The following is a 19,647-nucleotide window of genomic DNA, read 5'->3' as shown; positions in this document are numbered from 1 at the left end:
GGTCCGGCCCTGCACGGGACCGCCGCCACTCCCTCCGGGGAGCGGCGGCGGTCCCGTGCGCAGGCGGCCCGGTGCTGCCCGGGGGCGGTACCCCGGGCCCCGGCGGGCTCAGCCGCCTCCGGGGTCCGGGGCGGCCTGCGTCCCGCTGCCGACCGCGGCCCCCGGGCGGCCCCGCCGGAACACCGCGCAGGCCAGGGTGACCGCCGAGCCGAGCACCGCCCAACCGGCCAGGACCAGCATCGACGTGCCCAGGTCGTTGCCCTTGAAGTACGCGATCGAACGGGCCGCGTACGTGCCCGCCCCGGGCGGCAGGGCCGGACCGATCTCCCGCCAGAACGCGGGCAGCAGCGGGTAGGGGTAGGCGCCGCCCGCGCTCGGGTTGCCGAGCACCACCACGAGCAGGATCGCCAGGCCGATGCCCACCACCCCGGCGAGCCCCTGGAAGGCCAGGGTGATCGCGCCGACCGCGAAGACGATCAGCGTGCCGAGCCCCCACAGGGCCGCGATGCTGCCGGGCAGCGCGCCCAGCACCGGCCCCGCGATCACCGCGCCGAGCAGGCCGGCCACGACCGCGTACGCGAGCAGGGCGCCCAGCCGGATGACGGCGCGGGCCGAGTTCGCGGGCCGCGCCCCCGCGCTGATCGCGAGGATCGCGGCGCACAGGTAGCCGCCCACGCACCAGCCGACGACCAGGTAGAACGAGGACAGCCCGCGGGCGTCCCCCCGGTCGGCCGGGGCCACGTCGGTGACCTTCACGGTGCGCTGCTGGGCCGCCTCGCTGAGCGTGAGCACCTGTTCGAGGGCCTGGGACAGCGAGGCGCCCGCCCCGCTCGCCACCAGCAGCCGGTCGGTCCGCCCGGCCGGGTCGATGACCAGCGCCCCGTCGACCTCCCGGTTCCGGATCTGCCGGAGTGCCGTGGCCTCGTCGGAGACCGCCCGGGGGTCCAGCGGATCGCCGGGCAGCGCCGAGAGCTGCCGGACCGCCTGCGCGGTGACCGGCTGGGCGGGGCTCACCACGGCGAGCGGGATCTCGTGCGGCTTCGGCTGGTGGAAGGCGCCGATGTACGAGGTGATGAAGGCGAGCTGGAGCGCCAGCACCCCGATGACCAGCAGTGCGGCGCGGGTGGTGACCGCGTCCTTGATCTCGGCGAGGAACCCCTGGGCGGGGCCTGCGTCCGTCCGTGTCATGCCCCCACGGTCGGGGCGCCCGGTCCCGTGCGCAGCAGGGGTGGGCCGAACGGATGACCTGCGGGGCGGTGGCCGGAGCGCGGAACGGCGTTCGAACATGTGTGTCGTACGTGCGTTCGAAAGTGGTCTATGGTGGAAGAGGGGAGGCGGTTCACCAAGGGAAAGCAGGAGGAGCGGGTGCCCGGTTTCACGCATCTGCACACCGTTTCCGGGTTCTCCGCGCGCTACGGAGGCTCGCACCCGGACCGGCTGGCGGAGTGCGCCGCCGACCGCCGGATGGACGCCCTCGCCCTCACCGACCGGGACACCCTCGCGGGCGCCGTCCGCTTCGCGAAGGCCTGCCTGAAGGCCGGCATCCGGCCCCTGTTCGGCACCCACCTCGCCGTCGCCCCCGTACCCGCCCCCGCGGACTCCGGGCCGGCCCGGGCCGGCGGGCGGCGGCGCGCCCCCGTCAAGGGCGGGGCCTTCGTCGACGAGTCCGCACCCCGCGCCCTCTTCCTCGCCCGCGACGGCGCCACCGGCTGGGCCACCCTGTGCCGGCTGGTCAGCGCCGCCCACGCGGACCCCGCCGCCGGCCGCCCGCTGCTGCCCTGGGGCCACAACCACGGCGAGGGGGTCCTCGTCCTCCTCGGCCCCGGCTCCGAGGTCGGCCGGGCCCTCGCCGCGGGCCGCCCCGACCGGGCCGCCCGGCTGCTCGCCCCCTGGCGGGAGGTGTACGGGGACGCCCTGCGGCTGGAGGCGGTCCACCACGGCCGCACCGGCACCGGCCCGGGCTCGCTGCGGCTCGCCGCACGCACCGCCGGATTCGCCGCGGAGCAGGGCGTACCGGCCGTGCTGACCAACGCCGTACGGTACGCCGACCCCGGCCAGGGGCCGGTCGCCGACGTGCTCGACGCGGCCCGCCGGCTCGTACCGATCGACCCCCGGCGCCCCCTCGACAGCGGGGAGCGCTGGCTCAAGGACGCCACCGCCATGGCGGCCGCCGCGGACCGCATCGCCGAGGCCGCGGGCCTGGGCGCGGCGGGCGCGCGCCGGCTGCTGGCGCAGACCTGCGAGGACGCCGAGTCCTGCCGCGTCGATCCCGAGGGCGACCTCGGGATCGGCTCGGTGCACTTCCCCGAACCCTGGCTGGTCGGCGCCGGACACCGCAGCGCCCAGCGGGTCCTGGCCTCCCGGTGCGCCGCCGGCATGGTGCTGCGCGGCCATGCGGACCGGCGCGCGTACTGGGACCGCATGCACCACGAGCTCGACATCATCGCCCACCACGGCTACGCCTCATACTTCCTGACGGTGGCTCAAGTGGTCGAGGACATCAGGGAGATGGGGATCCGGGTGGCCGCGCGGGGCTCCGGCGCCGGCTCCCTCGTCAACCACCTGCTCGGGATCGCGCACGCCGACCCGGTCGAGAACGGCCTGCTGATGGAGCGCTTCCTCTCCAAGCGCCGGCCCGTGCTGCCCGACATCGACATCGACGTGGAATCCGCCCGCCGGCTGGAGGTCTACCGGGCCATCCTCGGCCGGTTCGGCGCCGAGCGCGTCGCGACCGTGTCCATGCCCGAGACCTACCGGGTGCGGCACGCCATCCGGGACGTGGGCGCCGCCCTGTCCATGGACCCCGCCGAGACCGACCGGCTCGCCAAGGCCTTCCCGCACATCCGGGCCCGCGACGCCCGCGCCGCCCTCGCCGAGCTCCCCGAACTGCGCGGGGTGCGGGCGGAGGAGCACGGCCGGCTGTGGGAGCTGGTCGAAGCGCTGGACGCACTGCCGCGCGGGGTCGCCATGCACCCGTGCGGGGTGCTGCTGTCCGACGCCTCGCTGCTCGCCCGCACCCCCGTCGTGCCCACGAGCGGCGAGGGGCTGCCGATGTCCCAGTTCGACAAGGAGGACGTCGAGGACCTCGGGCTGCTCAAGCTCGACGTGCTGGGCGTACGGATGCAGTCCGCGATGGCGCACGCCGTCGCCGAGGTCGAACGCGCCTCGGGGGAGCGGATCGACCTGGACGACCCGGCGCAGGTGCCGCCCGGGGACGAGGCCACCTACCGGCTGATCCGCTCCGCCGAGACCCTGGGCTGCTTCCAGATCGAGTCGCCGGGCCAGCGCGACCTGGTCGGCCGGCTCCAGCCCGCCACCTTCCACGACCTGGTCGTGGACATCTCCCTGTTCCGGCCGGGGCCCGTCGCGGCCGACATGGTCCGGCCGTTCATCGAGGCCCGGCACGGCCGCGCGCCGGTCCGCTACCCCCACCGGGACCTGGAGGAACCGCTGCGCGAGACCTACGGGGTGGTGGTCTTCCACGAGCAGATCATCGAGATCGTGGACATCATGACCGGCTGCGGCCGGGACGAGGCCGACCGGGTGCGCCGCGGGCTCTCCGACCCCGAGTCCCAGGGCCGCATCAAGGCCTGGTTCGCGCAGCACGCCGAGGAGCGCGGCTACCCGGCCGAGGTGGTCGCCCGCACCTGGGAGATCGTCGAGGCCTTCGGCTCGTACGGCTTCTGCAAGGCGCACGCGGTGGCCTTCGCCGTGCCCACCTACCAGTCGGCCTGGCTCAAGGCGCACCACCCGGCGGCCTTCTACGCCGGGCTGCTCACCCACGACCCCGGCATGTACCCCAAGCGCCTGCTGCTCGCGGACGCCCGGCGGCGCGGGGTGCCGGTGCTGCCGCTGGACGTGAACCGGTCCGCGGCCGCCCATCGCATCGAACTGGTGTCCGAGGAGCCCCGGGTGTGGGGACTTCGGCTCGCCCTGGCCGACGTCCACGGCATCAGCGGGGCGGAGGCCGCCCGCATCGAGGAGGAGCAGCCCTACAGCTCCCTGCTCGACTTCTGGGACCGCGCCCGCCCCGGCCGGCCCGTCGCCGAACGCCTGGCCCAGGTCGGTGCGCTGGACGCCTTCGGCGCCAACCGCCGGGACCTGCTGCTGCACCTGTCCGAACTCCACCGCGACCGGCGGGCACCCGCCGGACACGGCCGCCAACTCCCCCTGGGCGGCGGCCGGAAGACCGGAGCCGTCGGACTGCCCGACCTCAACGAGGCCGAACGGCTCAGCGCCGAACTCGGCGTCCTCGGCATGGACACCACCCGGCACCTCATGGACGACCACCACGCCTTCCTCGCCGAACTCGGCGCGGTCCCCGCCCGGCGGCTGCGCGAGACCGCCCACGGGCAGACCGTGCTGGTCGCGGGCGCCAAGGCGGCCACCCAGACCCCGCCGGTCCGCTCCGGCCGCCGGGTCATCTTCACCACCCTCGACGACGGCACCGGCCTGGTGGACCTCGCGTTCTTCGACGACAGCCACGAGGCCTGCGCCCACACCGTCTTCCACTCCTGGCTGCTGCTGGTGCGGGGCGTCGTCCAGCGCCGCGGCCCGCAGAGCCTCAGCGTGGTCGGCTCCGCCGCCTGGAACCTGGCCGAGCTGGCCGAACTGCGCGGCAGCGGAGGGCTGGACGCGGTCGCGGCCCGGCTCGCCGAGCCCGGCCCGGGCCCCGGCCCGGCCGCACCTGCCGACGCCGGGCGCCGCATCCACCTGCCCACCGGGTACGAGATGAACCCGTGGGCCGACCTCCAGCCGCCCGGCTCCGGCCCGGCCACGGGCCGCAAGCTGTGGCACTCCAGCCCGGGGAGCGCGGGATGACCCCGGGACTCCGCCCCGGACCCCGCGCCCCGCACCCCGGCGGGGCCGGTTCCCCGCGGGGCGGGGGGAACGCCCCGCGGGGCGGCGCCGCCACCGTGCTCTGCGTGAGCTTCCGGCGCCCCGACGGGGACCCCCTCGACCCCGCCACCTACACCGGCCTGCTCGGACTCCTCACCGCCCTCACCCCCACCGTCCAGACCCTGCCCCCCGACACCGCCCTGGCCGACCTCACCGGCGCACTGCGCTACTTCGGCCGCGACGCCGCCCAGCTCGCCGCCCTCCTGCGGGTGCGGGCCCTCGCCCTGTACGGGGTGGACTGCGCCATCGGCACGGCAGGCAACCCCATGCTGGCCCGGATGGCCGCCCGCGCGGCCCGGCCGGGCCAGACCCTGTCGGTCCCCGCGGAGCCGGACGCCGTACGGGAATTCCTCGCGCACCGGCCCGCCGCCGCCCTCGACGGGGTCGGCGCCGCCACCGCCCGCACCCTGTGCACGTACGGCCTCGACTCCGTGGGCCGGATCGCCGCCGCCCCGCTCCCCGCCCTCCAGCGGATCCTCGGGGCGAAGGCCGGCCGGGACGTGTACGAACGGGCCCACGGCATCGACCGCACCCCCGTGCTCCCCGGGGCCTCCGTGCCCTCCCTCGCCGCCGAACGCCCCTTCGACCGCGACGAGATCGACCCCGTACGGCACCGGCGCGCCCTGCTCTCCCTCACCGAGGAGCTCGGCGCCCGGCTGCGGGACGGGCGCCAGGTGTGCCGGACCCTGTCCCTCACGGTCCGCTGCGCCGACCGCACCGCGGTCACCCGCACCCGCACCCTCGCCGAACCCACCGCGCACTCCGCCGCGCTCACCGCCGCGGCCTACGCGATGTACGAGGCGCTGGGCCTCCAGCGGGCCCGGGTACGCGCCCTGACCGTGCGCGCGGAGGGGCTGGCACCGGCCGAACGGGCCGCGCACCAGCTGAGTTTCGACCCGGAGGACGAGAAGTCCCGCCGGATCGAGGCGGTCGCGGACCGGGTGCGGGCGAAGTTCGGGCCGGACGCCATCCGGCGCGGCTCCCTCGCGGCCTGAGCGACGACCCGGAGCAACAGCCCGGACCGACAACCCGGAGCAACACGTCCGATCAACGCCCCCGTACCTGCCGACGGGTGACGGCGCGGCAGTTTTTACCGGCGCGTAACTTCCCTCTTCTGCTACCCGCCCGTAATTTGACGGATGCAGCTCACCTTGTGATCCGGATCACGGGCGAATCCCCCCATCGCTTTCCCCTTCCCCGCAAGGAGATCACCCGATGCTGCCCTGGAGACGCCTGCTGGGTCCCCTCACCGCCCTGATGCTGGCGGCCGCCGCCCTCGCCCCCACCGCGGCCGCCCAGGCCGCCACCGCACCCTCCGCCGGCTGGAACGACTGGTCGTGCAAGCCGTCCGCGGCCCACCCGCGGCCGGTGGTCCTGGTCCACGGGACCTTCGGCAACTCGGTGGACAACTGGCTGGCCTTCGCCCCGTACCTGGTGCACCGCGGATACTGCGTCTACTCGCTCGACTACGGCCAGCTGCCCGGCGTGCCCTTCTTCCACGGGCTCGGCCCCGTGGAGAAGTCCGCCGGGCAGCTCGCCGCCTTCGTCGACCGGGTGCTCGCGGCCACCGGCGCCCCCGAGGCCGACCTCGTCGGCCACTCCCAGGGCGGCATGATGCCGCGCTGGTACCTGAAGTTCCTGGGCGGGGCCGCCAAGGTCAACGCCCTCGTCGGGCTCGCCCCGGACAACCACGGGACCACCCTCTCGGGGCTCACCGAACTCCTGCCCTTCTTCCCCGGCGCGGAGGACCTGATCAGCTCCGCCACCCCCGGGCTCGCCGACCAGATCGCCGGCTCGGACTTCCTGAACCGGCTGAACGCGGGCGGCGACACCGTCCCCGGCGTGAAGTACACCGTCATCGCCACCCGGTACGACGAGGTGGTCACCCCCTACCAGAGCGGCTTCCTCACCGGCGGGGACGTACGCAACGTCGTCCTGCAGGACCTGTGCCCGCTGGACCTCTCCGAGCACGTGGCGATCGGCCTGACCGACCGGATCGCCTTCCACGCGGCCGAGAACGCGCTCGACCCCGAGCACGCCGAACGGACCACCTGCGCCTCGGTCTTCGACACCGACTGACCGGGGCGCAGGGCCCGTCCGGCCCGGATCCGGCCCCGGCCGCCGTCAGCCGGCGTGGCGGCCCGCGCCGCGGGCGGCGGACCGCCGGCGCGCCGAGGCGAACAGCACGGCCGCGCCGAGGGCCAGGGCAGCGGCCCCCGACACGGCGATCAGCGTGGTGCCGGAACCGCCGCCGGTCTGCGCCAGGTCCCCGCCGGCGCCCAGCGGGACCGCGTTGCCGGCGGCCACGGGCCGGTTGCCCCCGGCGTCGGCCGCGCCCTCCGGGGTCCCGGCACCGGCCCCCGCCCCGGTGCTGCCGTGCGCGCCGTGCCCGCCGCCCGCGGTGCCCTTCGCCGCGTCCCTCCGGATCTGCTCCGCGGTCGGCGCCTCGGCCGCGGGCCCGGAGGCGGCGGGCGCGGCGGCTCCCGGAGCGGCGTCCGGGGTGCCCGAGGGCCGCGTGCCGCCGGTGCCGCTCTTGCGGAACACCACGTCCGAGCAGGTGTAGAAGGCCTCCGGGCTGTCCGAGCGCTGCCAGATGCTGTAGATCAGGTGGCGGCCGGACTTCCGAGGGACGGTCCCCTTGAACACGTAGTCCCCGCCCTCCATCCGCGGGTCCGTCACCCGTACGAACGGCTTGGCCTCCAGGTCCGACCACTTCAGCGGCTTCGACGGGTCGTAGCCGTCCTTCGTCACGTACAGCGCGAACGTGCCCCGGTGCGGGGCCGTCCCCTTGTAGCGGAAGGTGTGCCTGCCGGCGGTCAGCCTGCTGGCCGGCCAGTCCCGGCGGGCCAGGTCCAGGCCCCGGTACTTGTCGTTGCCCGCCGAGCAGAGCCGGCCGTCCGGGATCAGCCGCTTGTGCCGGCCGGCCGCGTTGGCGATGTTCACGGCGTTCCAGTCGTAGAGCGGCTGGGTGCCGCCCGCCGCCACCGCCGCCTTGCAGGCGGCGGACTTCGGCGCCTCCGGCCCCTCCGCATAGCAGGCGGCCACCCGGCTGACCGGGTCCGTCATCGAGCCGTGGGCGGCGGCGGGCGCGGCCGCGAGCGCGGTGAGCGCGAGCGGAGCGAGGCCGAGGACGGCGACGGCGGCGGCCGGACGGCGAGCGGTCATGGAAGTTCTCCTTCGGGCGGCGCAAGGTGGCGCTGGGCGGCGCAGCGCAGGCTGCGACACGCAAGCTAGCCGCCCGGAACCCCGCAGAACGGGCCTCCGGCGCCCCGGCCGGGATCCTTAGGCCGCCGTTAAGGCGGGGGTAAGCGGGGGCTCAGACTGGGCCCGTGCCGCGGCCCGAACGGCCTGCCGCACCAAGCCGGTTGCGCCGCCCGCCGCCGCTCCCCCCGCTCCCGCCGCCGCACCCGCCGCGGGACCCGCCGCTCGCGTCCCGGGAGCGCCCGCTCAGCCCGTCGGCATCACGAAGCGGCGGACCACCTCGAAGCTGAGGTTCCCGTAGCCCGTGAAGAACGGCGCCGCCGTCAGTTCGGTGGCCACGGCCTCGTCCCGGGCCACCACCCGGCTCGCCCGCGCCGTCCGGTCCAGGTCCGGCCCGGCCAGCCGGCCCACCCGGACGGTCCGCACCACCCCGTCCGCCACCACGTCGAGGAAGCAGTCCCACACCCCCGGGCCGATCGGCGCGCCCCCGTCGAGGGTGGCCAGGTGCAGGTCCGCGCGGAAGCCGGCCGTGGCCGGGTCCACCCCGCGCTTCTCCGCCTCCGCCGCCAGCTCGGGCGAGGCCGGGCAGGGCACCGCCGGCACCCGGTGCTCGCGGCCCGTCGCCCGCTCGCGCAGCAGGACCCGGCTCTCCATCCGGCCGGTGCCCAGGCCCTCCACGTACGCGTGGCCGGTCAGCCGCACCCGGCCGTCCTTCCACGTCATCGCGTACAGCCGGTGCCGCGCCTTCAGCTTCTCCGTGACGTCGTACAGCTTGTCGGGCAGCCCGGCCGCCGGATCGCGGAACAGCGGGAACCGCCGGTACGCCCGGCCGTTGTCCACGACCAGCTCGGCGGGGGTCTCCGCCGGGTCGTACGCGGCCAGTTCGGCGAAGGCGTCGAACCGGCCCTGCGTGAAGCAGTACAGCCGCAGCAGGTCCAGCGCGGACAGCTCGCCGGCCATGTCCGGGGTCCAGTACGCCTCGCACAGCGCCCGGCCGCGCTGGTAGACCTCGGTCGTGAAGGCCGGGTCCGCGGCGTACGCGCGCGCGGCCGGGATCAGGGCCTTGCCCACCATGTTGCGGAAGTGCCGGCCGAGCATCCGGCGGCGGCCCACCGGGTCCGAGACCCGGTCGGAGACCATCCGCATCACGCGCTCGATGTGCTGGATGCTCTCGTTGGCCGTCCGCCGGCGCGCGGTGATGTTCTGCCCGTCCTCGCGCCGCCGCAGGTAGTAGCAGTCGTAGTCGCCGACGACGGAGATCCGCCCGGCGGCCAGGTAGGCGGCCGTCACGAAGAGCTGGTCCTCGCCGAACCACAGGTCCTCGGGGTAGCGGATGCCGCCGTCCCGCTCCAGCAGCTCCCGCCGGTACAGCTTGGCGCTGTGCAGCGAGCGGTAGACCTCGGAGGTGTAGAGGTCGGCCCGCTCCATGTGCTTGTGCGCCTTGTCGGCCACCGAGCGGCCCAGCCCGACCGCCTTGCCGAGCACGATGTCGCTGCCCTGGCCTTCGGCCATGGCGAGCAGCCGCTCCAGGGTCTCCTTGCCGAGGTAGTCGTCGGAGTCGACCACGTACACGTACCGGCCGCGGGCCAGGTCCAGGGCGCGGTTGCGCGGGATGCTCGGGCCGCCGGTGTTGGCCTGGTGCAGCACCCGGACCTGCGGGTGCAGCGCGGCGTAGCGGTCCAGCTCGGCCCCGCTGCCGTCGGTGGAGCCGTCGTCGACCGCGATGACCTCGATCCGGTCGATCCCCAGGGACTGGGACACCACCGAGTCCAGGCACTCCGTCAGGTAGGGCATCGCGTTGTAGACCGCGATGACCACGCTGACGTCGGGCACGGGCCCGGCCGCGGGCGCGTCCTGCACCGGCACGGGCGCGCCGCCCGGCACCGGGAACGGCGGCGGTACGGCGGCGCCGCCCGGCACCGGGAACGGCGGCGGCACGGGGGTGCCGGGCACCGGGAACGGCGGCGCGGGCGAGGCCCCGGGCATCGGGAACGGCGGCGGTACGGAAGCTCCCGGCACGGACGCACCCGGCACGGACGCACCCGGTACGGAAGCTCCCGGCACGGCGGCCCCCGGTATCGGGAACGGCGGCGGCACGGGGAGGTTCGGGTCGGGCACGGGCCCGTTCGGTCCGCCCGGCACGGGTGCGTGAGGAGAGAAGGAGCTCATTCGCCGGGACATCCCATTTCTGCGCATCGGGTACGGACCATCAACAGAAAGTATGGACCTAAGCTCATCGGACATGACCGACCAGCCCACCCACCGGACCGCCGGGGCCGCGGCCCCCCGCCCCGCCACCGCCGCCGACCTCGACGCGGTCCGCGCGGTGACCGACGCCGCCTACGCCCCCTACGTCGAGCGGATCGGCATCCGCCCGGCCCCCATGGACGCCGACCACGCCGCCGAGATCGCCGCCGGGCACGTGTACGTGACCGGCGACCCGGTCGCGGGACTGGTCGTCCTGGTCCCCGCCGCGGACCACCTCTTCCTCGACAGCGTGGCCGTCCACCCCGCCGCGCACGGCACCGGCCTCGGCCGCCGGCTGCTCGCCTTCGCCGAGACCCGCGCCCACGCGCTCGGCCTCCCCGAGATCCGCCTCTACACCAACGCCCTCATGTGGGAGAACCGGAAGCTCTACCCGCGCTACGGGTACGAGCTCACCGAGCGCCGCGTGGACGGGATCTACGACCGCTTCCACTACCGCAAGCGGCTCGGCCGGACCCCGCCGCCGCCCGGCCCGCCGGCCCCCGGCCAGGACTCCCCGAAGGCGCCGCCCCGGGCCAGCCCCTCCAGTTCGTCCAGGGCCGCCACGGCCCGCGCCGCCGCCTCCGGATCCCGTACGGCCAGCCCGCTCTCCGCGAACTCGTCCTCGTCCAGGCGCAGCACCTGAGCACCGTCCGCCGACACCCACAGGTCGAGGTCCAGGTCCTCCACCCGGACCTCGTCCCCGGACACCACCGCCGGCCGGGTCACGTCGCAGTACCAGCCCTTCAGCTCCCCGGCACCGGTGCGCACCTCCTTGACCGCGTACCACCGGTCCCGCCAGAAGTGCTCGGTGAACACGTCTCCGGGCTCGAACCGCACGAAGCCGAAGTCGCGCACCCCGTCGGCGGCCCAGGGCGCGCGCACGCTGATGCGGACGCCGTCGTCGGACAGCAGCCCGGCCGGATAGCGGATCTTGACCCGGCCGGCCTTGCTCAGCTCGACCGTGACCGTGCGCTGCCCGCTCACGCGCCCTCCAGCTTCTTCGCGTACCGCACCTCGGTGGCGCAGACCTCGTACCCGAACCACTTGTTGACCGCGAGCATCGGGGCGTTGCCGGTGTCGTTCCCGGTGAACGCCTCGGTGCAGCCCGCGGCGGCAGCCCGCCGCAGGGCCTCGTGCTTGACGATCTTCGCGAGCCCGCGGCCGCGGAAGGCCCGCCGGGTCCCCGTCATGGCCGAGGAGTACCGCCCGGCGCCGTCGGTGCGGGCCGCGCTGAAGGCGGCCGGCTCCCCGTCGACCAGCGCCACCGTGGTCAGCTCCCGGTCCAGCTCGGGGTCGCTCCAGGTCTCCCGGAGCCAGCGGTCGTAGTCGTCCAGCCGGACCCCGACGTCGCCCGGCTCGTCGAGGGTGGTCTCCGCGTCGAGCCGGAACAGCGGCCGCGGGTCGGCCTCGAACTCGGCCGCCGAGCGCAGCACCACCCCGGCGGGCAGCGGCGGCGGCTCGGGCAGCGTGCCGGTGAGGTCCAGCCGCAGGAAGTGCGCCGAGCGGCTGGGCGCGTAGCCGCGGCGGGCGGCGAACGCGCGGTGCTCCGGCTCGTCGAGCACCCAGGCGTACACGGTGTCCGCCCCCACGGCCGCGAGGTGCTCCTCGGCCGCCCGCAGCAGCAGCACGCCGGCGCCCCGCCCGCGGGCCTGCGGGTGCACGTAGACGTTGACGAAGGCCTGGCCCGGCCGGTCGCTGTCGTGCGCGACGCCGACCTGGGCGGTGCCGAAGACCTCCCCGCCCTCCTCCGCCACCAGCAGCCGGAAGTGCTCGTCGGGATGGGCGGCGGCCAGTTCGAAGGCCACACCGGGCACGGTGCAGATCATGAAGGGGAGCGCGGCACGGCGCACCCGTACGAAGTCCCCGGCGTCTGCGGGGTCGCCGGAACGGAGATCACGGACGATGACGGTCATGTGGTCCGACGCTACGTCCGGGCCGCCCGGGCCGCCTCCGAATTTCCGGCCGGTGCGCGAGAATCGCCCGGTGACCTCGAAGAGCGTGAGCCTGAAGATCTCCGTCGACCCGGCCGGCACCCCCGCCCCCTACGAGCAGCTGCGCGCGCAGATCGCCGACCAGGCGCGCACCGGCCGGCTGCCGGTCGGCTTCAAGCTGCCGACCGTGCGGGGCCTGGCCGAGGAGCTCGGCCTCGCCGCCAACACGGTGGCCAAGGCGTACAAGGCCCTGGAGGCGGACGGGGTGATCGAGACCCGCGGCCGCAACGGCACCTTCGTCGCGGCCGCCGGGGACACCGCGGCCCGCGAGGCGGCGGCCGCGGCCCAGGCCTTCGCCGAGCGCGCCCACCGCCTCGGCCTGCCGCAGGACGCCGCCCTCGCCCTGGCGGCGGACGCCCTGCGGGCCCGGTACGGGGCGCCCTGAGCCCCGCCTACAGGTACAGCCCCGAGTCCGCCGAGGAGGGCTGGGCGGGCACCGAGGCCGGACCGGTGCCGCGGCGCATGGCGAACAGCTCGGCGAGGGTGGCCCCTTCGCGGGAGAGCCCCTCCTCGGTGCCCAGCCAGTCGGCCGCCTCCCGGTGGCTGAGCCGCCCGACCTCGATCCGGGCCAGGCAGCGCCCGGGCCGCACCACCGCCGGGTGCAGCCGTTCCAGGTCCTCGTTGGTGGTCACGCCGACCAGCACGTTGCGGCCCTGGCCCAGCAGCCCGTCCGTGAGGTTCAGGAGCCGGGAGAGCGCCTGCCCGGCGGTGTGCCGCGCCTCCCCGCGGATCAGCTCGTCGCAGTCCTCCAGGAGCAGCAGCCGCCACCGGCCCCGGGAGGTGCCCTCGTCCTCGCCGATCGCGATGTCCATCAGGTAGCCGACGTCGTTGAACAGCCGCTCGGGGTCGAGCACGCAGTCCACCTGGCACCAGTCCCGCCAGGACCGGGCGAGGGTGCGCAGCGCCGAGGTCTTGCCCGTCCCGGGTGGCCCGTGGAGGAGCAGCAGCCGGCCCGCGATGTCGTCCGGGGTGATCTTCATCAGGCGGTCCATGGCCTCGGCCACCGGCGCCGTGTAGTTGGGCCGGACCTCCGCCCAGGTGCCCGCGGCGATCTGCCGGGTGGTGCGGTGCGGGCCGCGCCGGGGCGAGATGTACCAGAAGCCCATCGTGACGTTCTCGGGCTGCGGTTCGGGCTCGTCCTGGACCCCGTCCGTGGCCAGGCTCAGGACGGACGCGGCGAGTTCGTCGGTGACGGCGGTGACCGTCACGTCGGCCCCGCGGTTCCAGCGGGAGACGAGCAGGGTCCACCCCTCGCCCTCGGCGAGCGTGGCGCTGCGGTCGGTGTCCTTGGCGGCCCGCAGCACCCGGGCTCCCGGAGGCAGCAGCGTGGCACCGGACTTGACCCGTTCGATCGTGACGCTGTGCGAGTACGGCTGCTCGCCCGTCGCGAACCGGCCGAGGAAGAGGGCGTCGACTACGTCCGAGGGTGAATCGCTGTCGTCTACGCCGAGCCGGATCGGCAGGGCGTGCCGCGGGTCCTGAGGGGTGGCTGACATGGCGCCCATGATCCGGCACGAACTGCCCGTACGCACCCGGGTTTCGCCGGTTCGGCGGCATCGGTTCTCCGTCGAAACCCCAAGCCGGTGAAGGTTTCCGCGGGGTTTCCCCGCATCTCCTCCCCGGGGATTTTTGGCATGGACACTTCCGGGAGGGCGGGGTCGGCGCTACGACGGACATGGCAGAAAACCTGCTAAGGGAGGGTCCATGAAACTGTCCCGATTCGCGGCCTTATCCGCCTCGTTGGCCCTTGCCGCGTCCGCCGCCCTGTTCGGAGCCGCCCCCGCCCACGCCGCCGGCTCCGGCTACGTGGCGCTCGGCGACTCGTACTCCTCGGGGGTCGGCGCCGGCAGCTACGACAGCGCGAGCGGCGACTGCAAGCGCAGCACCAAGGCCTACCCCGTCCTCTGGAAGAACGCCCATTCACCCGCCTCGTTCGCGTTCACCGCCTGCTCGGGGGCCCGTACGGGTGATGTCACCGCCAACCAGCTCGGCCCCCTCAACTCCACCACCGGCCTCGTCAGCATCACCATCGGCGGCAACGACGCAGGCTTCTCCGACGTGATGACCACCTGCGTGCTCCAGTCCGAATCCACCTGCCTGAACCGCATCGCCCAGGCCAAGGCCTACGTGGACAGCACCCTGCCCGGGCGACTGGACGCCGTATACGACGCCATCCGCGCCAAGGCCCCCAACGCCCGCGTGGTCGTGCTGGGCTACCCCCGCTTCTACAAGCTCAACGGCACCTGCACCACCGGCCTGTCCGAGACCGAGCGGTCCGCCATCAACGGGGCCGCCGACTACCTCAACGCCGCCACCGACAAACGCGCCCGCGACCACGGCTTCGCCTTCGCCTCGGTGGCCGGCGCCTTCACCGGCCACGAGATCTGCTCCGGCAGCGCGTGGCTGCACAGCGTCAACTGGCTGAACATCGGAGAGTCGTACCACCCCACCGCCTCCGGCCAGTCGGGCGGCTACCTGCCCGTCTTCAGCTCGGCGGCCTGATCCCGGCCCGGACCGTCCCGGCCCCGGCCATGCCGGTCCCGGAGCCCGCACCGGGTTCCGGGACCGTTCCGTGCGAGGGCCCGGCCGTGGGCCCGGCGGTGGATCCGGCCGTGGATCCCGTGGGGGAGGGCGGCCAGGACGGGGAGGCGCTCGCCGAAGGGGCCGCCTCGCAGACCACCGTGAACTCCCCCCAGGCCGAGACCGCGGAGACCGGCGCGCGCACCTCCAGCCGGACCGCGTCCCGCAGCTCCCCGGCCGGGTCGTGCTGCAGGGCCGTGTGCTCCAGCGTCCGGGTCCGCCCGCCGTCCGCGGCGAACTCCGCGGTCCGCCACCCCGGGGAGGCGCCCGATCGGGCCGTCCAGCGGTACTCGACCACGGCCGGCAGCCGGCCCACCGCGACCTGCACCCGGAAGAACGGGGCCAGCGCCGGGTCCGGCGGGCACGCCCCGCTGTAGCGGGAGCGGCCGGTCTCCAGCCACAGGCGCACCGCCTGTGCGGGCGGCGCGCCGGAGGGCGTGTCCGGCGGAGCCGGCTGCGCGGTCGCGCCGGGCCCGGCACCGGCCTGCGTCCCGCCGTCGCCCCCGCCCGCGCCGGCCGTGGCCCCGGCGCTGCCGCCCGCACCCGGTCCCGCGCCGAGCCCGCCCCCGCCCCGGTCCGCCGTACCGCGGTCCTTCACCAGCAGCCAGACCAGACCGGCGAGCAGCACCACCAGGAGCACCGCGAGGGCGGCGGCCGCCGCCCCGGCCCGCCCCGGCCGCCCGGCCCCCGGCTCCGGCGGCAGCGGCCCGGCCGGCGCGGTGGGCGGGTGGCCGGCCGCCTGACCCGAGCCCGGCCCCGGCTCCTTCGAAGGGTGCCCGGCCGCCGGCCCCGCCCCGTCCGCACCGCCCTGCGGCCCGCCCGTCGCCCGCACCGCACCGCCCGCGCCCACCAGCCGCAGCATCCGGGCGGCCTCCGCCGCCGACAGCCGCTCGGCCGGCTCCTTGCGCAGCAGCCCCGCCAGTACGGGTTCCAGCGCGCCCGCCCGGCGCGGCGGCGGCAGCTCCAGGTCCACCACCGCCCGCAACGTGCCCAGCGGAGTGTCCCGCCGGAACGGCGAGACCCCCTCGACCGCCGCGTACAGCAGCACGCCGAGCGACCACAGGTCGGACTCCGGACCCGGGGTGCGCCCCAAGGCCCGCTCCGGCGCCAGGAATTCGGGGGAGCCGACCACCTCGCCCGTCATCGTCAGGGCCGGACTGCCCTCCAGCCGGGCGATCCCGAAGTCGCCGAGCACCACCCGGCCGTCGTTCCCGATGAGCACGTTGCCCGGCTTCACGTCCCGGTGCAGCACCCCCGACTCGTGCGCGGCCCGCAGCGCGTCCAGCACCTGCTCGCCGACGTGCGCGGCCCGCTGCGGGCTCATCGGCCCCTCGGCGGCCAGCACGTCCGCCAGCGACAGCCCGCGGACCAGCTCCATCACGATCCACGGCCGGCCGTCCTCGACGGCCACGTCGTACACGGTGATCACCCCGCGGTGCGAGACCCGGGCCGCGGCCCACGCCTCCCGCTCCAGCCGGTCGTACAGCCGGCGCACCCCGGCCGGGTCCAGGCCCGCCGGCGCCCGCACCTCCTTGACGGCCACCTCCCGGCCCAGGACCTCGTCCCGGGCCCGCCACACGGTGCCCATCCCGCCCTGGCCCAGCGGGCCCAGCAGCCGGTACCGGCCCGCCACCACTCGCTCACCGCTCGGCACTCCGGTCACGGGGCCCCCACTCCGCGCGCAACGCAATCGGGCGATCACTCCACGTTAGAGGAGCTCCGCGCGTTTGCCAGCCCGCCGGTTCGTAACGGTCCGCCAACTCCCTCCGGAGCCCCGTGGATTCACCGATTCCGGGGTGTGGGTGCGGAGAGTAATGGTCGACTTCGGTGAGTGAGCGTCAAATGTGGTGCTGTGACGGTCAAATCACCCTCCCGGGATACCCGACTGCGCCGAGAGGGCGATAGGGTTAACCTGCCCGGGCCGGGTGCCTCGTACGGGTGGGGAGAGACATGGAACAGATAACGATGCGCAGCAGGCCGCCACGCGTGCCTGCCATCACGTGCGGCAGCAGCGCGACCAGCTCGCGCCTCGACCGCCACCTCGCCGTGCTGGGCGGTCCCGCCGTCCCGCAGCGCGAGGCCGCCGAAGCGACCCTGCTGATGCGGGAGTTGACGGCGCGTGACCACACGCACGTCCACCGGAGCCGGAGCGCGCGCGTCTCGCTGTTCGCCCCGCTGCGCCGGCTGCGTCGTACGCTCTGGGGCAGCCACCGCTGACCCCGTCCCACCCGGCACCCCGTCCCCAGGCCTCAGGCGATCACACCGTCCCGGCGTAGCCCGTCGATCTGCGCGTCCGTCATCCCCAGGGCGTGCAGGACGGCACCGGTGTGCTCGCCGAGTGCCGGCACCGCGCCCATCAGCGGCTCCGGCCCGCCCGGCAGCACGATCGGCGGGAGCAGGGCGCGCAGCGGACCGGCGGCCGAGTCCACCTCCCGCCACCGGTCCCGCGCCGCCAGCTGGGGGTGCCCGGCCAGTCCGGCCACCGTGTTGAGGCGCGCGCAGGCGATCCCCGCCGCCTCCAGCCGCCCGATGGCCGTCCCGGAGTCCAGTCCGGCCAGCGCGGCCGCCACCACCGCATCGGTCTTCTCCCGGTTCGCGGTCCGCGCCGCGTTCGTCGCGTACGCCGGATCCTCCGCCAACCCGGGCTGCCCCAGCACCTGTTCGGCCAGCCGCCGCCACTCGCGGTCGTTCTGCACCGAGAGCAGGACCGCCGCGCCGTCCGCCGTCGGATAGGCGTCGTACGGTGCGATCACCGCGTGCGCCAGTCCGGTACGGGCCGGCTGCTCGCCCCCGTGCATCGTGTGGTGCAGCGGATGGCCCATCCACTCGGCCAGCGCATCGAGCATCGACACCTCCACCGGACCGCCCCGCCCGGTCGTGCCCCGCCGCACGAGCGCCGCAAGCACGCCGGAGAACGCGTACATCGCCGCCGCGATGTCGGCCGCCGGGATGCCCGCCTTCACCGGCTGCTCGGGGGTCCCCGTCACCGAGACCAGCCCCGCCTCGCACTGCACGAGCATGTCGTACGCCCGCTTGTGCGCGTACGGGCCCTGCGGGCCGTACCCCGAGACGTCCACCGCGACCAGCCGCGGATGGCGGGCGCAGAGCGTGGCGGCGTCGAGGCCCAGCCGGGCGGCCGCCCCCTGCGCGAGGTTCTGCACGAACACGTCGGCCCCCGCGATCAGGCGGCCGACGAGCTCGCGGCCGCGCGGATCCTTCAGGTCCACGGCCACCGACTCCTTGCCGCGGTTCGCCCACACGAAATGCGAGGCGAGCCCGGCCGCAGCGGTGTCGTAGCCGCGGGCGAAGTCACCGCCGTCCGGTCGTTCGATCTTGACCACGCGGGCGCCGAGGTCGGCGAGCTGGCGGGTGGCGAACGGGGCCGACACCGCCTGCTCGACGGCGACGACGGTGATCCCGTCGAGGGGGAGGGGCTGCGCAGCTGACATGACATGCAGACCTATCGGTTGGAACCCCGCTCTGTCACCCCCCGATATCCCCGATTCACACCGATCTGCGTGCTTATGGTGTCTGTCGCCTGCGATCCCGCCGCCCGTCGTCCGCTGCTCCTCGCCCGCCCCCCTCGCCCGCCCCCCTCGTCCGCTGCTCCTCGCCCGCCCCCCTCGTCCGCTGTCCTCCGTGACCCCGTCAGCCGTCACGCGTACCGGAAGGTCCGCCCATGCCGAGCCCCGCCGCACCGCGCAGCAGCCGCCGCAACCTCCGCTCGTTCCGCCGCTCCCACTCCCGCTCCGGACCCCGGACCCGCTCCGTGCGGCGGGCCGCCGGCGCCGCGGCCGCCCTCCTCGCCGGGCTGGTGCTGGCCGCGGGTCCGGCCCCCGCCGCGGTCCGCCCGGCCCTCGCCCCGTACCCCCTCACCTCCCACAGCAACGGAACGAACGGCGCGGTGACGGGGATCGGCACCGACTGCCCGACGGGCGAGCTGGACATCACGAAGCACTGGACGGCGAGCTCCCCGCTCGCCGCCGGGCAGTTCTCGGACCTGCCGAGCAGCCTGGCCGCCGACATGCAGTTCCTCACCCGGGTCGGCGGCGGCGCGGCACTGCGCGGCACCGACAGCCGGGTCACCCTCACCAACGCCCGGGGGAGCCTGACCCTCGTCCTGTCCTCGGGCAACTGCGCCACGCCCACCCTGACCTTCTCCGGTGGCACCGTGGCCGGCAACGGCACCTGGACCGTACTGGCCGACACCGACCCGGCCAACGCGTACCGAGGGGCGAACGGCGCGGGGACCTTCACCCTCGGCGCCGGCACCTCCCTGGCCACGGGCAACCCGTGGAGCCTGGGCCTGAACGGTTCGCTCAACGTCCCCGAACCCGTCCTCTCCGTCACCCACCGCGCCTACTGGGGCGGACCCGGCCCCTACCTGAGCCGGACGCTGAGCGTCGAGTACCGGATCCGCAACGCGGGACCCGGCGACGCGTTCAACGTCAAGCTCGTCGACGCCCCCGCGACCGGCTCCGGGGTGACCCGGATCGGCCCGGTCCCGCAGACCGTGGGAGCGCTGCCCGCGGGCCGCACGGCCAGTGTCGTCGTCCGCTACCGGGTGTGCGGGATCGCCGCCCTCGGCTGCCGGTTCACGGCCGGCGTCCAGACCTCGTACGCGGACGCCTTCGGCACCGCCGCCACGGCCGACTTCCTGCGGAGCGTGACCGTGCCGGTCGCGCCGATCCCGTGAACGGGCCGCATCCGCACCGACGGTGACCTGCCG

General features: G+C 75.5%; 15 protein-coding genes and 1 pseudogene. 8 read left to right on the top strand and 8 right to left on the bottom strand.

The genetic code is table 11. The features are described from left to right. Positions 1-108: 108 nt before the first annotated feature. Positions 109-1,188, bottom strand: a complete 1,080-nt coding sequence (locus ACZ407_RS11270; protein WP_468127482.1) for a DUF3533 domain-containing protein — start codon at positions 1,186-1,188, stop codon at positions 109-111. 129 nt (positions 1,189-1,317) lie between these two features. Between ACZ407_RS11270 and ACZ407_RS11265 the strand changes: the two genes are divergently transcribed. From ACZ407_RS11265 to ACZ407_RS11255, 3 genes are all read left to right on the top strand, one after another. After that, positions 1,318-4,821 carry a DNA polymerase III subunit alpha gene (locus tag ACZ407_RS11265; protein ID WP_468127481.1) on the top strand — a complete coding sequence of 1,168 codons (3,504 nt, stop codon included), beginning with the start codon at positions 1,318-1,320 and terminating at the stop codon, positions 4,819-4,821. Next, positions 4,818-5,894 (top strand): DNA polymerase Y family protein, encoded by a 1,077-nt coding sequence (locus tag ACZ407_RS11260; RefSeq protein WP_468127479.1) that lies wholly within the window; start codon positions 4,818-4,820, stop codon positions 5,892-5,894. Before ACZ407_RS11265 ends, ACZ407_RS11260 begins: the two co-directional genes overlap by 4 nt. Positions 5,895-6,114: 220 nt before the next feature. After that, positions 6,115-6,978 carry an esterase/lipase family protein gene (locus ACZ407_RS11255; protein WP_468127477.1) on the top strand — a complete coding sequence of 288 codons (864 nt, stop codon included), beginning with the start codon at positions 6,115-6,117 and terminating at the stop codon, positions 6,976-6,978. A gap of 45 nt (positions 6,979-7,023) precedes the next feature. On the opposite strand, the gene ACZ407_RS11250 is transcribed toward ACZ407_RS11255, so the two are convergent. Together ACZ407_RS11250 and ACZ407_RS11245 are read right to left on the bottom strand one after the other, a co-directional pair. After that, a complete protein-coding gene (locus ACZ407_RS11250) occupies positions 7,024-8,064 on the bottom strand; it encodes a lytic polysaccharide monooxygenase auxiliary activity family 9 protein (RefSeq protein WP_468127475.1) in 1,041 nt (346 codons plus the stop codon). A 282-nt stretch (positions 8,065-8,346) separates the two neighbouring features. Then, positions 8,347-10,119 (bottom strand): glycosyltransferase, encoded by a 1,773-nt coding sequence (locus ACZ407_RS11245; protein ID WP_468127474.1) that lies wholly within the window; start codon positions 10,117-10,119, stop codon positions 8,347-8,349. A gap of 223 nt (positions 10,120-10,342) precedes the next feature. Here ACZ407_RS11245 and ACZ407_RS11240 point away from each other — a divergent pair. Further along, a pseudogene (locus tag ACZ407_RS11240) lies at positions 10,343-10,813 on the top strand (GNAT family N-acetyltransferase); the annotation flags it as partial. On the opposite strand, the gene ACZ407_RS11235 reads toward ACZ407_RS11240, so the two are convergent. Together ACZ407_RS11235 and ACZ407_RS11230 are read right to left on the bottom strand one after the other, a co-directional pair. Beyond that, a complete protein-coding gene (locus tag ACZ407_RS11235) occupies positions 10,798-11,331 on the bottom strand; it encodes a ribonuclease FAU-1 family protein (protein WP_468127473.1) in 534 nt (177 codons plus the stop codon). The pseudogene ACZ407_RS11240 and the gene ACZ407_RS11235 sit on opposite strands and share 16 nt — an antisense overlap. Further along, complete coding sequence (locus ACZ407_RS11230) at positions 11,328-12,260, bottom strand: GNAT family N-acetyltransferase (protein WP_468127471.1); 933 nt, start codon at positions 12,258-12,260, stop codon at positions 11,328-11,330. The genes ACZ407_RS11235 and ACZ407_RS11230 overlap by 4 nt, the downstream gene beginning before the upstream one ends. A gap of 85 nt (positions 12,261-12,345) precedes the next feature. Between ACZ407_RS11230 and ACZ407_RS11225 the strand changes: the two genes are divergently transcribed. Further along, complete coding sequence (locus ACZ407_RS11225) at positions 12,346-12,723, top strand: GntR family transcriptional regulator (RefSeq protein WP_468127589.1); 378 nt, start codon at positions 12,346-12,348, stop codon at positions 12,721-12,723. Positions 12,724-12,730: 7 nt separating this feature from the next. On the opposite strand, the gene ACZ407_RS11220 is transcribed toward ACZ407_RS11225, so the two are convergent. Continuing rightward, entirely contained in the window at positions 12,731-13,834 is a 1,104-nt protein-coding gene (locus ACZ407_RS11220) for a DUF5925 domain-containing protein (RefSeq protein WP_468127469.1), read from the bottom strand. Positions 13,835-14,042: 208 nt separating this feature from the next. Between ACZ407_RS11220 and ACZ407_RS11215 the strand changes: the two genes are divergently transcribed. After that, entirely contained in the window at positions 14,043-14,840 is a 798-nt protein-coding gene (locus ACZ407_RS11215; protein WP_468127467.1) for an SGNH/GDSL hydrolase family protein, read from the top strand. Here the strand turns inward: ACZ407_RS11215 and ACZ407_RS11210 are convergent. Then, positions 14,824-16,581: a serine/threonine-protein kinase gene (locus ACZ407_RS11210; protein WP_468127466.1), complete on the bottom strand. Its 1,758-nt coding sequence runs from the start codon at positions 16,579-16,581 to the stop codon at positions 14,824-14,826. The two genes, ACZ407_RS11215 and ACZ407_RS11210, sit on opposite strands and share 17 nt — an antisense overlap. A 287-nt stretch (positions 16,582-16,868) precedes the next feature. Here ACZ407_RS11210 and ACZ407_RS11205 point away from each other — a divergent pair, with 287 nt between their 5' ends. Further along, positions 16,869-17,135, top strand: a complete 267-nt coding sequence (locus ACZ407_RS11205; RefSeq protein ID WP_468127464.1) for a hypothetical protein — start codon at positions 16,869-16,871, stop codon at positions 17,133-17,135. A gap of 32 nt (positions 17,136-17,167) precedes the next feature. Here ACZ407_RS11205 and ACZ407_RS11200 read toward each other — a convergent pair whose 3' ends face one another. After that, complete coding sequence (locus tag ACZ407_RS11200; protein ID WP_468127462.1) at positions 17,168-18,367, bottom strand: CaiB/BaiF CoA transferase family protein; 1,200 nt, start codon at positions 18,365-18,367, stop codon at positions 17,168-17,170. A 230-nt stretch (positions 18,368-18,597) separates the two neighbouring features. Between ACZ407_RS11200 and ACZ407_RS11195 the strand changes: the two genes are divergently transcribed. Then, positions 18,598-19,614: a hypothetical protein gene (locus tag ACZ407_RS11195; RefSeq protein ID WP_468127460.1), complete on the top strand. Its 1,017-nt coding sequence runs from the start codon at positions 18,598-18,600 to the stop codon at positions 19,612-19,614. The last annotated feature ends 33 nt before the right edge of the window (positions 19,615-19,647 follow it).

It is taken from the genome of Streptomyces sp. NPDC030809 (genome assembly GCF_055572195.1).
This window is presented reverse-complemented; position numbering and strand designations above follow the sequence as displayed.

Excerpts from the sequence above, each read along its gene's own strand:
- ACZ407_RS11270 (WP_468127482.1), bottom strand. The coding sequence starts at position 1,188 with ATGACACGGACGGACGCAGGCCCCGCCCAGGGGTTCCTCGCCGAGATC.
- ACZ407_RS11265 (WP_468127481.1), top strand. The coding sequence starts at position 1,318 with ATGGTGGAAGAGGGGAGGCGGTTCACCAAGGGAAAGCAGGAGGAGCGG.
- ACZ407_RS11260 (WP_468127479.1), top strand. The coding sequence starts at position 4,818 with ATGACCCCGGGACTCCGCCCCGGACCCCGCGCCCCGCACCCCGGCGGG.
- ACZ407_RS11255 (WP_468127477.1), top strand. The coding sequence starts at position 6,115 with ATGCTGCCCTGGAGACGCCTGCTGGGTCCCCTCACCGCCCTGATGCTG.
- ACZ407_RS11250 (WP_468127475.1), bottom strand. The coding sequence starts at position 8,064 with ATGACCGCTCGCCGTCCGGCCGCCGCCGTCGCCGTCCTCGGCCTCGCT.
- ACZ407_RS11230 (WP_468127471.1), bottom strand. The coding sequence starts at position 12,260 with ATGACCGTCATCGTCCGTGATCTCCGTTCCGGCGACCCCGCAGACGCC.
- ACZ407_RS11220 (WP_468127469.1), bottom strand. The coding sequence starts at position 13,834 with ATGTCAGCCACCCCTCAGGACCCGCGGCACGCCCTGCCGATCCGGCTC.
- ACZ407_RS11215 (WP_468127467.1), top strand. The coding sequence starts at position 14,043 with ATGAAACTGTCCCGATTCGCGGCCTTATCCGCCTCGTTGGCCCTTGCC.
- ACZ407_RS11205 (WP_468127464.1), top strand. The coding sequence starts at position 16,869 with ATGGAACAGATAACGATGCGCAGCAGGCCGCCACGCGTGCCTGCCATC.
- ACZ407_RS11200 (WP_468127462.1), bottom strand. The coding sequence starts at position 18,367 with ATGTCAGCTGCGCAGCCCCTCCCCCTCGACGGGATCACCGTCGTCGCC.
- ACZ407_RS11195 (WP_468127460.1), top strand. The coding sequence starts at position 18,598 with ATGCCGAGCCCCGCCGCACCGCGCAGCAGCCGCCGCAACCTCCGCTCG.